The following is a 13,989-nucleotide window of genomic DNA, read 5'->3' as shown; positions in this document are numbered from 1 at the left end:
GCGCCCCCCGACGCGCGCGTACCATCCGGACGCATGGAAGCACCACAGCCACCGGCGGCCGCGGCGCGGCCCGCCGTCCAGCACACCGCCGGGATTCCCACCCCCGAACTGATGCGGGAGACGGGCCGGCGCATCGCCGCGCTGCTGCGCCCCGGCGATCTCGTCCTGCTCACCGGGGAGCTGGGCGCGGGCAAGACCACGCTGGCCCGCGGCCTCGGCGAAGGGCTCGGCGTTCGCGGCCAGGTCACCTCGCCCACCTTCGTCATCGCGCGCGTCCACCCCCCGCTGGGAGAGGGGCCCGCGCTGGTGCACGTCGACGCCTACCGGCTGGGCGGCGGAGGGCTGGAGGGGATGGACGACCTCGACCTGGACGTGTCGCTGCCCGAGTCGGTCGTGGTCGTCGAGTGGGGTGAGGGGAGAGTCGAGGAGCTGTCCGAGGACCGGCTCCACGTCGTGATCGAGCGGGCCGCGGGCGGGGAACTGCCCGGGGCCACGGCGGCCGGGACCGGCGGAGGAGAGGCCGGCGAAGGAGAGACCGGGGGAGGGGAGACCGGCGGGCCGGACGACGTACGGACGGTGACGGTCACCGGGGTCGGGGGCCGGTGGCTCGGGGTGGATCTCTCCGCCCTCGGCTGAGGCGGGGCCGCCCGCCGCGGACCGGTGTCTCAGGGCCGTGACGGCCGCGTCCCCGCGTTCCGACAGGCTGTCGGCAAGATGTTGCGCCCGGGACGGCGGCCGTGGTCAGATGAGGCACAAGAGCGGGGGTCAGGTCTGCCTCACCTGGCTGACCCGCCGCCCCAGGAACCCCGGGAGGCACCATGTCGGCCGAAGACCGAGAGCAGGACGGCGGGACACCGCCCGCTCCGTCGGCTCCAGGGGTGTCGATGAGCGCGCTGCTGGCGTCCCGCGCAGCGGCTGACGCGGTCTCGAAGCCGCCGTCCCACGGTCACGGCCCCGCGGACACGCACGCCACGTCCGCGGCGACCGCCGTCGACGCCGGTGGTTCGGAGGAGGCAGGCGCCGGCGGTGCGGAGGGGAACGCGGCGGGAGCCCCCGCGCGGCAGCCCGAGCAGGACGCGGCCTGAGGCCGCTGCCCGGTCTGCGCCGCTGCCCGGTGCCCGCGGGTCACCCGGCGGACCTTCCCGGTCGCCTTCCCGGTCACGGCGTCAGCGGACGACCACGACCTTGGTGCCGATCGTGGCGAACAGCCACATCGCCTCGCCGTCCTCCCGGCGCTCCCGGATGCCGCCGGTCTTCCGGCCCGGTTCCGCCTTGGGCAGCGACCCGTCGAGCGCGGCGCTGAACCCTATGGTCGTGCCCTGGCTCGTCGCGAAGCGCACCACGTTCTCGACGGGCACTCCGTCCGAGCCCGTAACGTGCGGCGCGCGGGACTCGACCTTGTATGTGCCGGGCTTCGGGTCGACCGAGCTCGGGTTGACCCGGAAGGTCCGCTCGACCTCGTCGTCCGCCCCCATCAGCCAGACCCGGTCGCGGTCCAGGTCGTACACCACGCGTTCGCCCGTGCCGGAGAAGGCGGGAAGAGTGACCTCCTTCTTCCGCTCCTTCTCCTTGCGCTCCGCGGCATCCTCCGACGGCGCTCGGGAGGAGTCGGGGGACCTCGCTTCGAGGCGTTCCTGCGCGGCGTTCGCCTGGTAGGCGAAGAACCCGATGACGGCCAGGGCCGTCGCCGTCAGACCGGTCACGACCGCTCCCGCGCCGCTGCCACGTGCCACCGTGAGCCGCCCTTCTCCGTGTACGCCTGTGCGTCCGCCTGCGATGCGCACGACCGTAGCAGTCGCCCGGCGGGGCCTCGACGCAGCGCCCGGCCGCCTCTGGAGGCCGCCCGGCTCCTGCGGACCGCCGCCGCCCCAAGTCACCCGAAAGCGTCCTGTACGGGACCCCGCCGCAAGCGGGTCCCGGACGGCCGTAGGCTGGCTCCCGTGCTGCTGCTCGCTCTTGACACCGCCACGCCCGCGATCACCGTCGCGCTGTACGACACCGACGGCGACCGCCTGATGGCCGCCGCCGACCACACCGACGCCCGGCGCCACGGTGAACTGCTGCTGCCGTCGGTCGACCGTGTGCTGCGCGACGCGAGCTGCTCGCTGCGGGACGTGGACCGCCTCGTCGTCGGTGTGGGCCCCGGCCCCTACACCGGGCTGCGGGTGGGGCTCTCCACCGCCGAGGCGTTCGGCGCCGCGCTGACCATCCCCGTGCTGGGCCTGTGCACGCTCGACGGCATCGCCTACGCCTCCGGGCTCGACGTGCCCTTCGTCGTGGCGACGGACGCCCGGCGCAAGGAGGTCTACTGGGCGCGGTACGCCGACGCCCGTACGCGCGTCGGCGATCCCGCCGTCGACCGTCCGGGTGAACTCCCCGAAGAGGTCGTCTCCATGGCCGCGGTCGGTGCCGGGGCACGGCTGTACGCGGACACCTTCAGTGGGCTGCGCGAGGACCTGCCCCTGGACCAGTCGGCCGCCGCGCTCGCCTGCCTTGCCGCGGAGAAGCTCGCCAAGGGCGAGGAGTTCGTACCGCCCCGGCCCCTGTACCTGCGCCGCCCCGACGCCCGTGTGCCCGCCAACTACAAGGTGGTCACGCCCAAGTGACCGCAGCGGATGCCCGTGGAGTCCCGGACATCGTGCTGCGCGAGATGCGGTGGTGGGACATCGAACCCGTGCTCGGCCTGGAGCGTGTGCTCTTCCCGCAGGACGCCTGGTCGGCGGGGCTCTTCTGGTCCGAACTCGCCCACGCCCGCGGCCCGGACGCCACCCGGCGCTACCTCGTCGCCGAGACGCACGGCCCGTCCGGTCCGGCCCTCGTCGCGTACGGCGGGCTGGCCGCCTCCGGAGGGACCGGCGACGTCCAGACCATCGGCGTCCTGCCCGCTCACCGCGGCACCGGCCTGGGCGGCCGGCTGCTGACCGAACTGCTCCGCGCGGCCGAGGAGTTCGGCTGCCACGAGGTGCTGCTGGAGGTCCGCGTGGACAACGCCCCCGCCCAACGGCTCTACGAGCGCTTCGGATTCACCTCCATCGGCCTCCGCCGCGGCTACTACCAGCCCGGCGACGTGGACGCGCTGGTCATGCGTCTGGAACTTCACAACACCGCCTCGCCCCTCTCCCAAGGAACGAAGACCCATGGCTGACGAACCCCTCGTCCTCGGCATCGAGACCTCCTGCGACGAGACCGGAGTCGGCATCGTCCGCGGCCACACCCTGCTCGCCGACGCGATCGCCTCCAGCGTGGACGAGCACGCGCGCTTCGGCGGCGTCGTCCCCGAGGTCGCGAGCCGCGCGCATCTGGAGGCGATGGTCCCCACCATCGAACGCGCCCTGCGTGAGGCGCGGATCTCGGCCGCCGACCTCGACGGCGTCGCGGTGACGGCCGGGCCGGGACTGGCGGGCGCCCTCCTCGTGGGTGTCAGCGCCGCCAAGGCGTACGCGTACGCCCTGGGCAAGCCCCTGTACGGCGTCAACCACCTCGCCTCCCACATCTGCGTCGACCAGCTCGAACACGGTGCCCTGCCCGAGCCGACCATGGCGCTGCTCGTCTCCGGCGGGCACTCCTCGCTGCTGCTGGCTCCCGACATCACGGCGGACGTCCGACCGCTCGGCTCCACCATCGACGACGCGGCCGGCGAAGCGTTCGACAAGGTGGCCCGTGTGCTCGACCTCGGGTTCCCGGGCGGTCCGGTCATCGACCGTTACGCACGCGAGGGCGACCCCGGGGCGATCGCCTTCCCCCGCGGGCTGACGGGACCGCGCGACGCCCCGTACGACTTCTCCTTCTCCGGCCTCAAGACGGCAGTCGCCCGCTGGATCGAGGCCAAGCGCAACGCCGGGGAGGAGGTTCCCGTGCGCGACGTGTCGGCCTCGTTCCAGGAGGCGGTCGCCGACGTGCTCACCCGCAAGGCAGTCCGCGCCTGCAAGGACGAGGGCGTCGGTCATCTGATGATCGGGGGCGGTGTCGCCGCCAACTCCCGGCTGCGCGCGATGGCCGAGGAGCGCTGCGCCGACGCGGGCATCGTCCTTCGGGTGCCCCGGCCCAAGCTGTGCACGGACAACGGCGCGATGGTCGCCGCCCTGGGTGCCGAGATGGTCGCCCGCCGCCGTGCGCCGTCCGACTGGGACCTGCCCGCGGACTCCTCGCTCCCGGTCACGGAGCCGCACCTGCCGGGTGGCGGCGCCGCCGGGCACCCGCACGGGTCCGCCCCCGGGCATGCCAGTCCGCACGGCCACGACCACGAGCAGGACCATGACCACGAGCAGGACCACGACCACGTGCACGAGCTCAGCCGGAAGAATCTCTACTCATGACGGTCGCTCTGATGTGGGAGGCCAAGGCCGCACCGGACCGCGGCGCCGATCTGCTCGCCTGGGCCCGCGCCGAGCGGCTCGAGCGGTCCCCGCAGCGCCGCGAGACGTACTCGGCTCCCGGCGGCCGCGTTCTGGTGATCACGTGGTGGCCCGCGGAGTTCTCCGCGACCCTGCCCGAACTGCCCGACCCCCCGGCAGAGTTGACCGCCCGGCCGGTGCACCGCTGGCGCTTCGAGCAGGTCTGAGCGTACTGGTGCGGTAACAGCCGTGTCCCGGTCGGCCGCCTGCCGGATACCGTCCGGTTCCAGCGGGCACGGGAGACGCGGGGAGAACAGCACATCGGGGGGCACGGGGTGAGCGGCACCGCAGGGGAGTCCACGGGCAGACGGGGGCGGGTACGGCCCCGGTCCCGTACCCGCGCGCGTACCGCGCTGCTGCTGCTGTTCCTGGCGCTGTGCGCGACCGTCATGGCTGCGCCCGGCTCTCACGCGGCCCCTGGTGACGGCGCCCCCGCCGCCTCCCCGTCCGGCCGTGCGGCGTACCTGGCGGCGCAGCTTCGTGAGAGCCCCGTCCACGTCTCCGACCAGATCCCGCGCTCCGTCCCCCGCTCCGCCGCCCCCGACTACAGGGAGCAGGCCGAGCGCACCGGCGTACCCACCTACGTCCTCGTCCTGCCGGGCGAGACGCTGGGGGCACAGCCCGAGGGCCTGCTCGCCGCCGTCCACGACCGGCTGGGACGCGACGGGCTCTACGTCCTCCTGCCCGACAACGGGATCGGGCTCTCCGCCGCCACCTTCGGCGTGGACGCCCCCGCCCGGAGTGCTGTGCGCGCGACCCTGCACGAAATGCCCTATGACGCGGGGGCGCTGCATGCCTTCACCCGCTTCGTGGACGTGCTCGTCTCGGGCGACCGGGAAGCAGCGCGGCGGGCCGAAGCGGCCTCCGAGAGATACGCGGGCGGTGACAGCCCCGACGGCCTGCACACCTCCCCGGCCGAGCGGGAGGACCAGAGCCTCCTCACCGGCCTCCTCCTCACCGGCGTGCCACTGCTGCTCCTGCTGCTCGGACGGATGCTGAGGCACGGGCCGGGAGGGCGCTGGGCGCGCGCCCGGTACGTCGTTCCGCTGGCCGCCGTCTCTGTGCTCGTCATCGCTCTGGGAGCCCCGCGGGTCTTCGGCGAGACGCGCTCCAGCAGCGATCCCCCGCCCACCGCCGAGGACATGCGCGCACGCACCGAAAGGGTCACCGACGGGCTGCGCGGCGATCCGGTGTACGCCGACGCGGAGTCGGCGCCGGATCTCAGCGCCGCGCAGCGTGCCGAGTTGAGCAAGCGCGTCCGGGCACTCGACGTGCCGGTCCTGATCGCCGTCGTACCGATGGTGAGCGAGGACGAATCGGCCGGTGACGGCGACCTGTTCGCCGCCACGCTGCACCGTTCCCTGGGCAAGGACGCCGTCTACGTCGTGGCCGCGCCCGACGCCCGCCGGTTCGCCGTCGTCAACCACGGCGCCCGGCTCGGCGAAAGGCTCTACGACTACACGGAGGAGATGCGCTACGGCCCCGACAGCGAGAAGGAGCGCGAGGACCCCGACCTGTACGGGCAGTTGACGGCCCTCCTCGCGCACATCGAGGACATGCCGCAGGGCCCGCCCGGCAGCCCCTACCTCGACGCCCCGCCCGCCGCCGACCCGGTCGAGGAAGAGGCCCTGCCGTCCCTGTACTCCGGCGCGGTGTGGGGCGGCGCGATGCTGGGCGCTCTCGCTGCCGCGCTCATGCTGGGGCTGACCGCGGCCGTGCACGCGCTCCTGCGGCACCTGCGCGGGCGGCGCGCACCGGCGAGCCCGAGCGGGAAGGGCCGGGGTTCCGGTGCGTCCGGAGGGCCCGGTCCGTCCGGCCGGTCCGCCGCGCGCGTACCGGGGGTGCCCGACGCGCCGGCCCGTCCCGGCACGGGCTGGCTGCGCAGGACCGCCCGCCGCGAACTGGACGAGATGAACACCGAGTTCGGCCGTCTCGCCGCCGACTGTCCCGACGACTCACGCAAACGGGCGTGGCGATGCCTCGACGCGGCGACGCTCCTGCTCGACCAGGAGGGCGACCAGCGCGTCGACGCCGGCGCGGACGCGGCGACCCTCGCCACGGCCGTCGTGCTGCTGCGGGCGGGGCGCGCCGCGCTGACCGGCGGGAGCTGGAGGAGAGGCGCCCCCGGTGCCGCCGAACGGCTCTGTTCGCTCAACCCTCTGCACGGACCCGCCACGGGAAGCAGCAAGTTCCGTCGCGAGGGGATGGACAGGGCCCGCCAGCAGTCCGTCTGTGCCGGCTGCCGCGACGCCCTGGCCGCGCCGGAGACGAGGGAGACCGTCCTGCGTACCGGGCTGCTGCGTCTGCGCGCCGACGGCAGGCGAGGACCCGTCCCCTACGACCGGCTCCCGGGCCCGATGAGTGAACCGGCCCACGGCGGCGTCACCACCGACCACCTCGTCGACAGCGTCCTGGAGCATCTCGGTGTCCACTGAATCCGCCTCCGCCTCCGCCTCCGCCTCCGCCCGCGCCCGCGTCCGCGTCTTCGCCCGCCGCGTGCCCGGTCTCGTGCTGGGCGCCGTCGCCGCCGCTCTCGTACTCGGAGCGCTCACGGCCCCGGCCGCGCATGCCGGGCCCAGCCCCGGTCAGAAGATCGCTGACGCCCTCCGCGAGTCCCCGGTCCACGTCGACCCCGCCTACGCGCAGGCGGTGCCGCCCGAGCGGCAGCGCCGCCTCGTGCGGCAGATCGAGCGGACCGGGCTGCCCCTGTACGTGGTGCTGGTGCCGCTCGTCGAGGGGGACCCGTGGGGTGGCAGCTCCAGCCAGCTCACCGAGGTGGTGCACGACCGGCTGGGCGGCGGGGACGGCGAGGAAGCGGTCTTCATCACCACCGGCGACTCGGGCGGCTCCTGGCTGGACGGACGCGAATGGCCCCGCGGGAGGCACCAGGCGCGGGAGGCGGCGTCCGCGGTCGGATTCCTGGAGGAGATGAAGGGCAAGAGCCTGGGCGCCCGTGTCGCCCGCGCCATCAGGATCGTGGAGTCCGGAGACGGACGCGAGCAGTACGAGCGGGCCACCGCCGACCTCGGCGAGAGCTCCGCCACGGCCTCCGGCGGAGGCGGCCCCGGGCGGGAGGAGGGACCCGGCCGGGGAGCCGGCACGCTGCCGGTGCTCCTCGTTCCGGCCGTGCTTGCGGTGCTTGCCGTGCTCGGCGGGGGCGTCTTCCTCGTCCTGCGGCGGCGGGGACGCGCCCGTGCGACGCCGTTCTTCTCGCCGGACGCGGTCTTCGCCGCGGCTCGCGCTGCGGACGAGCGCGGACTCCGCCGCCGTGCCCATGACGAAGTGGTCGCCTTCGGTGAGGAGTTGAGCGCGCTGGAGGCGGGGGAGCACAACGCGGGCGAGGAGTGCGCGGCCGCCCTCCAGCGGGCGCTCGACGCGTACGCGGCGGCCGGAACCGTACTCGACGCCGCCTGCGGACTGCCCGATCTCGCGGGCGTGCTCGCTCTGGTGGCGGAGGGCCGGGACGCCCTGGGCGCCACGCGGCCACCCCGGCCGTCCGCCCGGCCGCTCTCGAAGCGCAGGGCGGCGAAGCTCGCCGCGGGACAACGCCCCCCGCTGCCCCTGTGCTTCTTCCACCCCCTGCACGGACGGGCCGCCGGACGTATCCGCTGGCGCCCGCTCGGCCGCCGCGAGTCGCTGCGGGTCGCCGCCTGCGAGGAGTGCGGCGCCGCCGTCCGTACGCACCGGCGGCCCGAGGTCCTCACCGACCGGCGGGAGGGCAGGGACGTTCCGTACTTCGAGGTCGAGCCGCGCAACAGCCTCTGGGCCGCGACGGGTTACGGCTCGCTGGGCGAGGAGACACTCACGGAACGTGTCACCCGTGGCGACTTCTCACGTTCGCTGGGGAGCTGACCTCCGCAGGTGCGAGCGGCCGGCCCAGCAGCACCGTCGGGGCGCCCGCGACCCGGGTGAGGAAGACCGTGCAGGCGTTCGGCCCGGCGAGCTTGAGCTTCTTGCGCAGCTCCGAGGGTTCCACGGCGGAGCCGCGCTTCTTGATGGTGGCCACGCCGACGCCCCGCTCGCGCAGCAGCGCCCGCAGCCGCTTCAGACCGAACGGCAGTACGTCCGTGATCTCATAGCCCGTCGCGTACGGCGTCGAGTGCGGCTCGTCGCACGTCACATAGGCGATCGTCGGGTCGATGAGACGGCCGCCGAGCCGGTCCGCCACCTCGGCCACCAGATGAGCGCGTACGACCGCGCCGTCTGGCTCGTAGAGGTAGCGGCCCACCTCACCGGCCGGAGGGTCGGGCAGCCCGCGGGAGCGGAGTGAGTGCGGGCCGGGCAGCAGCGTAGCCCGTACGAGGGAATTCGGTGCCGGGCCGGGCTCCTGCGTGCCGAACCAGAGCACCGCCTCCTTCACATCGCCGCCGACCGAGATCCACTCCGCCTCGGCGCCCTGCGGGACGGCCTCGTGCGGAATGCCGGGCGCCACCTTCAGCGCCGCGTGCGAGACGCGCCCGGCGACCTCCACGGCCCAGGACAGCGGCGGGGAGTACGCCTCGGGGTCGAAGACGCGGCCCCTGCCGTCACGCCGGGCAGGGTCGATGAAAACGGCGTCGTGGCCGGAGATGTCGGCGTCGCCGGCGTCCTGACAGCGCACCTCGATGAGCCCGCCCAGACCCAGCGCGGCGGCGTTGGCCCGCGCCACCTCGCACGTGAGCGGGTCGCGGTCCACGGCCAGTACATGCACCCCGGCGCGTGCCAGCGCGATCGCGTCGCCGCCGATGCCGCAGCACAGATCGGCGATCCGCCGCACTCCGGGACCGGGCCGCTGCCCGTCGTCCGGCAGCCGGCCGCTTCCTCCGGCGAACCGCCGCGCCCGGTACGCGGCGACGCTCGCCCGCGTCGACTGCTCCAGGCCGTGCGGGGTGAAGTACATCCGCGCCGCGTCCTCGGGGCCGAACTTCGCCACGGCCCGCTGGCGCAACCGCGCCTGGGCGAGCGCCGCCGACACCAGCTCCGGGGGGTGGCTGCGGCGCAGCCGTGTCGCGACGGCCAGTTCACGGTCCGGCTCGAAATCCCTCAACGACGCCAGCAGCGCCTGTCCTTCGTCGCCCAGCAGCCGGACGAACGCCTCACGGTCCACCCCGCGATTCTCCCTCCCGCCGCGCGCTCTCCCACGCCCCCGGTGCGCGACGCGTCCCGTACGAACTGGCACTCTAGTTGACGGAGTGCTAACCGCGGCATAATGTCGGCCCTGGCACTCTCCCCTGGCGAGTGCCAGATACGAGCGACGGGAAGATCCGGCACCCGCGACGACGGATCGACCAGGTCGCCACCCCAGACATAAGACCCCGTGATGAGATCTCCGAAGGGGGAGGTCGGATCGTGACGACCGCCAGCAAGGTTGCCATCAAGCCGCTTGAGGACCGCATTGTGGTCCAGCCGCTCGACGCTGAAGAGACCACGGCCTCGGGCCTGGTCATTCCGGACACCGCCAAGGAGAAGCCCCAGGAGGGCACTGTCCTGGCAGTTGGGCCGGGCCGTTTCGAGAATGGCGACCGCCTGCCGCTCGACGTGAACGTCGGCGACATCGTGCTCTACAGCAAGTACGGCGGCACAGAGGTGAAGTACAGCGGCGAGGAGTACCTCGTCCTCTCGGCTCGCGACGTTCTCGCGATCGTCGAGAAGTAAGTCACCGAAGCCGGAAGTAACTTCTGATCCGCGCCCCGGTCCCTACCGCCTCACATCCGTGAGCACCGGGGACCGGGGCGCGGTTCGTTTCGAGAGGACTCAACAGCTCCCATGGCGAAGATCCTGAAGTTCGACGAGGACGCCCGCCGCGCCCTCGAGCGGGGCGTGAACAGCCTCGCGGACACCGTGAAGGTGACCATCGGCCCCAAGGGCCGCAACGTCGTCATCGACAAGAAGTTCGGCGCCCCGACCATCACCAACGACGGCGTCACCATCGCCCGTGAGGTCGAGGTCGAGGACGCGTACGAGAACCTCGGCGCGCAGCTCGTGAAGGAGGTGGCGACCAAGACCAACGACATCGCGGGTGACGGCACCACCACCGCCACCGTGCTCGCCCAGGCGCTGGTCCGCGAGGGCCTGCGCAACGTGGCCGCGGGCGCTTCCCCGGCCGCCCTGAAGAAGGGCATCGACGCCGCGGTCAAGGCCGTCTCCGACGACCTGATCGCCTCCGCCCGTCCGATCGACTCCAAGGAGGACATCGCCTCCGTCGCCGGTCTGTCCGCCCAGGACAAGCAGGTCGGCGAGTTGATCGCCGAGGCGATGGACAAGGTCGGCAAGGACGGCGTCATCACCGTCGAGGAGTCCCAGACCTTCGGCCTGGAGCTGGACTTCACCGAGGGCATGGCCTTCGACAAGGGCTACCTCTCGCCGTACATGGTCAGCGACCAGGAGCGTATGGAGGCCGTCCTCGACGACCCGTACATCCTCATCCACCAGGGCAAGATCAGCTCCATCCAGGACCTGCTGCCGCTGCTGGAGAAGATCATGCAGGCCGGCGGCTCCAAGCCGCTGCTGATCATCGCCGAGGACGTCGAGGGCGAGGCGCTCTCCACCCTCGTGGTGAACAAGATCCGCGGCACCTTCAACGCCGTCGCCGTCAAGGCGCCCGGTTTCGGTGACCGCCGCAAGGCGATGCTCGGCGACATGGCGACGCTGACCGGCGGCACCGTGATCGCGGAGGAGGTCGGCCTCAAGCTCGACCAGGCCGGTCTGGACGTGCTGGGCACGGCCCGCCGCGTCACCGTCACCAAGGACGACACGACGATCGTCGACGGCGCCGGCAAGAGCGAGGACGTCCAGGCCCGGGTCGGCCAGATCAAGGCCGAGATCGAGGCCACGGACTCCGACTGGGACCGCGAGAAGCTGCAGGAGCGCCTGGCCAAGCTGGCCGGCGGCGTCTGCGTCATCCGCGTCGGTGCCGCCACGGAGGTCGAGCTCAAGGAGAAGAAGCACCGCCTGGAGGACGCCATCTCCGCGACGCGCGCCGCGGTCGAGGAGGGCATCGTCTCCGGTGGCGGCTCCGCGCTCGTCCACTCCGCGAAGGTGCTGGAGGGCTCGCTGGGCAAGGTGGACGACGAGGCCACCGGTGTCGCCGTCGTACGGCGTGCCGTGGTCGAGCCGCTGCGCTGGATCGCCGAGAACGCGGGCCTCGAGGGCTACGTCATCACCTCGAAGGTCTCCGAGCTGGACAAGCACCAGGGCTTCAACGCGGCCACCGGCGAGTACGGCGACCTGATCAAGGCGGGCGTCATCGACCCCGTCAAGGTCACCCGCTCCGCGCTGGAGAACGCCGCGTCGATCGCGTCGCTGCTCCTGACGACCGAGACCCTGGTCGTGGAGAAGCCGGCCGAGGAGGACGAGTCCGCGGGCGGTGGCCACGGCCACGGCCACGCGCACTGAGGCATCGCCTCGTCCGCGCCGCGAACGGCACCGAGGCCCGGCACCCCTTCTTCGGGGGCGCCGGGCCTCGGTCGTACCCGGTCGTGTCTTCGGGCTCGGGCGCACGGGGAGCGGAAACCGCGGTCACCCGCCGCCGGGACGGACGACGGACAGCCGTCTGTCCGGTCAGTCCGTCAGCGCGGACCGTACCGCCGCCCCGTGGTGGAGGAGGCGCGGGCGAGAAGACCGCGGGGCAGCAGGTTGGCGGCGCCCATGAGCGCCTTGTAGCGCGGGTCCGGAATCGAGACGCTCTTGCCGCGGGCCAGGTCCTTCATCGCCGCGTCGACCACGTTGTCGGCGTTCAGCCACATCCAGCCCGGAATGCCGGCCGCGTCCATGCCCGCGCGCTCGTGGAACTCCGTCCGCACGAACCCGGGGCACAGCGCCATCAGACGCAGTCCGCTGCCCGCGAGGTCCTTGCTCACACCCTGTGTGAACTGGACGACCCACGCCTTGCTCGCCCCGTAGGTGCCGCGGGGGACGAAGGCCGCCACTGACGCGACGTTCACGACGCCGCCCCTGCCGCGGGTGCGCATGCCCCTCGTGGCTGCCGTGGTCAGGCGCAGCACCGCCTCGCAGTGGACCTTGAGCATGGTGAGTTCGTCGGCCGTGGGGACGTCCAGGAATCTGCCCTTGTTGCCGAAGCCCGCGTTGTTGATCAGCAGGTCGACGGGGTGGTCGGGGTCCTCCAGCCTGGCCTCGACGGCTGCGATCCCCTCGTCGGTGGCCAGGTCGGCGCAGAGCACGGACGCTTCGACGCCGTGCCGGTCGTGCAGGTCCGTGGCGTGCTGCCGGAGGCGTTCCTTGTCGCGGGCGACCAGTACGACGTGGTGGCCGTCCTTCGCGAGTCGTCGGGCGAAAGCGGCCCCGATTCCGGCTGTCGCTCCAGTGATCAACGCAGTCGTCATACGGGCACGCTATCCGCCCGGGGTCAACGGGCCGTGCGCCGGAGGGCTTTACGCCGCTCCTCCGGAGGAAGCGCGTCACCGGCGGCCAGGACCCGGGGCAGCAGTCCGGGCTCGCCGGTCAGCGCGCGGAAGAGGAGGTTCACCGTCACGTCGTGGTCCGGGCGGTGCACGATGCTGACGGCGTCCCCGGCGCGCACCTCACCGGGCTCGATCACGCGCAGATACGCCCCGGGCGCGGCCATGCGGGTGAACCGTTTGACCCAGCCCTGTTCGCCGAGCCAGCCCGCGAACGTACGGCAGGGTATGCGGGCCGAGCTCACCTCCAGCACCACGTCGGGGCCCACGCGCCAGCGCTCTCCGACGAGGGCGCCGTTGACGTCCACCCCGAGCGTCGTGAGGTTCTCGCCGAACGTGCCGCCGGGCATCTCCCGGCCCAGTTCGCCGGCCCAGCCGTCCAGGTCCTCGCGGGCGTAGGCGTACACGGCCTGGTCGTCCCCGCCGTGGTGGCGCAGGTCGCCGATGGTGTCACCGGCCAGGCCGCTGCCTGCGGAGCCCTTCGGCCCTGGTGCCGCCACCGCCACGGGGCCGTCGGCCGGGCGCTTGTCGATCCCGGTGAGCCGACCCGGTGCGTCGGTGTACGGGGCGCTGTGCGGGGCGGCGAGGTTGACCGACAGAAGCTTCATCCCGTGAGGCTAAACGGGTGAACTCGGCCCGGGCGAGAAGTTTTCGGACGGACGCACAGCGGGAGCGCCCGTTCATGCCGTGACCGGGGACGCAGGGGGAGTGAGGCTTACGGCCGGGGGCCGGGACCGGGGATCGCGTGCCGGGACGGGGACGCGGGGGACGGGGAGGCGACGCCGGCGGGGACGCGGAGGGGACGGCGGAAGGGACGGGACGGACGGCGAGGGGACGGAGGGACGCGGGCTCCGGGGCGAGGACCGGGGTCAGCCGTGGTTCTCGGGTACGGCGACGAGTCTGCTGCGGGCCCGGCCCATCAGCTCCTCGCGCTCGTCCTCCGTCAGGCCGCCCCAGACGCCGTACGGTTCGCGCACCGCGAGGGCGTGGGCCGCGCACTCGGAGCGCACGGGGCAGCGCATGCAGACCTCCTTCGCGGACGCCTCACGCGCGCTGCGGGCCGCGCCGCGCTCGCCCTCGGGGTGGAAGAAGAGGGAGCTGTCCACTCCGCGGCAGGCTGCCAGCAGCTGCCAGTCCCACAGGTCGGCGTTGGGGCCCGGGAGGCGGGAGAAGTCTGCCATTGCGTGTCCTCTCGACGG

General features: G+C 73.3%; 15 protein-coding genes. 10 read left to right on the top strand and 5 right to left on the bottom strand.

The features are described from left to right. Positions 1 to 33: 33 nt before the first annotated feature. A complete protein-coding gene (tsaE, locus tag H343_RS0110715) occupies positions 34 to 636 on the top strand; it encodes a tRNA (adenosine(37)-N6)-threonylcarbamoyltransferase complex ATPase subunit type 1 TsaE (protein WP_028431126.1) in 603 nt (200 codons plus the stop codon). A gap of 182 nt (positions 637 to 818) precedes the next feature. Then, a complete protein-coding gene (locus tag H343_RS0110710; protein WP_158679546.1) occupies positions 819 to 1,085 on the top strand; it encodes a hypothetical protein in 267 nt (88 codons plus the stop codon). Between the two features lie 81 nt (positions 1,086 to 1,166). On the opposite strand, the gene H343_RS0110705 is transcribed toward H343_RS0110710, so the two are convergent. Beyond that, positions 1,167 to 1,733, bottom strand: a complete 567-nt coding sequence (locus tag H343_RS0110705) for a L,D-transpeptidase (protein ID WP_028431124.1) — start codon at positions 1,731 to 1,733, stop codon at positions 1,167 to 1,169. Positions 1,734 to 1,940: 207 nt separating this feature from the next. Here H343_RS0110705 and tsaB point away from each other — a divergent pair, with 207 nt between their 5' ends. From tsaB to H343_RS30080, 6 genes are all read left to right on the top strand, one after another. Continuing rightward, positions 1,941 to 2,606 (top strand): tRNA (adenosine(37)-N6)-threonylcarbamoyltransferase complex dimerization subunit type 1 TsaB, encoded by a 666-nt coding sequence (gene tsaB, locus H343_RS0110700; protein ID WP_028431123.1) that lies wholly within the window; start codon positions 1,941 to 1,943, stop codon positions 2,604 to 2,606. Positions 2,607 to 2,650: 44 nt separating this feature from the next. Beyond that, positions 2,651 to 3,145, top strand: a complete 495-nt coding sequence (gene rimI, locus H343_RS0110695) for a ribosomal protein S18-alanine N-acetyltransferase (protein ID WP_051264994.1) — start codon at positions 2,651 to 2,653, stop codon at positions 3,143 to 3,145. Further along, positions 3,138 to 4,316, top strand: a complete 1,179-nt coding sequence (tsaD, locus tag H343_RS0110690; protein WP_028431121.1) for a tRNA (adenosine(37)-N6)-threonylcarbamoyltransferase complex transferase subunit TsaD — start codon at positions 3,138 to 3,140, stop codon at positions 4,314 to 4,316. The genes rimI and tsaD overlap by 8 nt, the downstream gene beginning before the upstream one ends. Then, the gene (locus H343_RS0110685; RefSeq protein WP_028431120.1) at positions 4,313 to 4,561 is read left to right on the top strand and encodes a hypothetical protein; all 249 of its coding nucleotides are present in this window, start codon (positions 4,313 to 4,315) and stop codon (positions 4,559 to 4,561) included. Before tsaD ends, H343_RS0110685 begins: the two co-directional genes overlap by 4 nt. Positions 4,562 to 4,669: 108 nt before the next feature. Beyond that, positions 4,670 to 6,829, top strand: coding sequence for a hypothetical protein (locus tag H343_RS30085; RefSeq protein ID WP_051264941.1), 2,160 nt, complete (start codon positions 4,670 to 4,672; stop codon positions 6,827 to 6,829). A gap of 76 nt (positions 6,830 to 6,905) precedes the next feature. Then, on the top strand, positions 6,906 to 8,246 hold the full coding sequence (locus tag H343_RS30080; protein WP_037903391.1) for a hypothetical protein: 1,341 nt from the start codon (positions 6,906 to 6,908) through the stop codon (positions 8,244 to 8,246). On the opposite strand, the gene H343_RS30075 is transcribed toward H343_RS30080, so the two are convergent. After that, positions 8,209 to 9,480: a THUMP-like domain-containing protein gene (locus H343_RS30075; protein ID WP_037903162.1), complete on the bottom strand. Its 1,272-nt coding sequence runs from the start codon at positions 9,478 to 9,480 to the stop codon at positions 8,209 to 8,211. The two genes, H343_RS30080 and H343_RS30075, sit on opposite strands and share 38 nt — an antisense overlap. 239 nt (positions 9,481 to 9,719) lie before the next feature. Between H343_RS30075 and groES the strand changes: the two genes are divergently transcribed. Together groES and groL are read left to right on the top strand one after the other, a co-directional pair. After that, entirely contained in the window at positions 9,720 to 10,028 is a 309-nt protein-coding gene (gene groES / locus H343_RS0110665; protein WP_028431119.1) for a co-chaperone GroES, read from the top strand. 111 nt (positions 10,029 to 10,139) lie between these two features. Then, on the top strand, positions 10,140 to 11,768 hold the full coding sequence (gene groL / locus H343_RS0110660; protein ID WP_028431118.1) for a chaperonin GroEL: 1,629 nt from the start codon (positions 10,140 to 10,142) through the stop codon (positions 11,766 to 11,768). A gap of 173 nt (positions 11,769 to 11,941) precedes the next feature. On the opposite strand, the gene H343_RS0110655 is transcribed toward groL, so the two are convergent. The 3 genes from H343_RS0110655 to H343_RS0110645 form a co-directional block, all read right to left on the bottom strand. Beyond that, positions 11,942 to 12,715, bottom strand: coding sequence for an SDR family NAD(P)-dependent oxidoreductase (locus tag H343_RS0110655; protein ID WP_028431117.1), 774 nt, complete (start codon positions 12,713 to 12,715; stop codon positions 11,942 to 11,944). A 23-nt stretch (positions 12,716 to 12,738) separates the two neighbouring features. Continuing rightward, a complete protein-coding gene (locus H343_RS0110650) occupies positions 12,739 to 13,398 on the bottom strand; it encodes an MOSC domain-containing protein (protein WP_028431116.1) in 660 nt (219 codons plus the stop codon). Positions 13,399 to 13,659: 261 nt separating this feature from the next. Continuing rightward, the gene (locus H343_RS0110645; RefSeq protein WP_028431115.1) at positions 13,660 to 13,971 is read right to left on the bottom strand and encodes a WhiB family transcriptional regulator; all 312 of its coding nucleotides are present in this window, start codon (positions 13,969 to 13,971) and stop codon (positions 13,660 to 13,662) included. Positions 13,972 to 13,989: the final 18 nt, after the last annotated feature.

Source organism: Streptomyces sp. TAA204 (assembly GCF_000424965.1).
Note: the sequence above shows the minus strand (reverse complement) of the source record. Positions and strands in the feature narration are given on the sequence as shown.

What these genes read in the sequence shown, in the direction of transcription:
- tsaE (WP_028431126.1), top strand. Translation starts at nt 34, where the DNA reads ATGGAAGCACCACAGCCACCGGCGGCCGCGGCGCGGCCCGCCGTCCAG.
- H343_RS0110650 (WP_028431116.1), bottom strand. Translation starts at nt 13,398, where the DNA reads ATGAAGCTTCTGTCGGTCAACCTCGCCGCCCCGCACAGCGCCCCGTAC.
- H343_RS0110645 (WP_028431115.1), bottom strand. Translation starts at nt 13,971, where the DNA reads ATGGCAGACTTCTCCCGCCTCCCGGGCCCCAACGCCGACCTGTGGGAC.
- H343_RS0110710 (WP_158679546.1), top strand. Translation starts at nt 819, where the DNA reads ATGTCGGCCGAAGACCGAGAGCAGGACGGCGGGACACCGCCCGCTCCG.
- H343_RS0110685 (WP_028431120.1), top strand. Translation starts at nt 4,313, where the DNA reads ATGACGGTCGCTCTGATGTGGGAGGCCAAGGCCGCACCGGACCGCGGC.
- groL (WP_028431118.1), top strand. Translation starts at nt 10,140, where the DNA reads ATGGCGAAGATCCTGAAGTTCGACGAGGACGCCCGCCGCGCCCTCGAG.
- rimI (WP_051264994.1), top strand. Translation starts at nt 2,651, where the DNA reads ATGCGGTGGTGGGACATCGAACCCGTGCTCGGCCTGGAGCGTGTGCTC.
- H343_RS0110655 (WP_028431117.1), bottom strand. Translation starts at nt 12,715, where the DNA reads ATGACGACTGCGTTGATCACTGGAGCGACAGCCGGAATCGGGGCCGCT.
- tsaD (WP_028431121.1), top strand. Translation starts at nt 3,138, where the DNA reads ATGGCTGACGAACCCCTCGTCCTCGGCATCGAGACCTCCTGCGACGAG.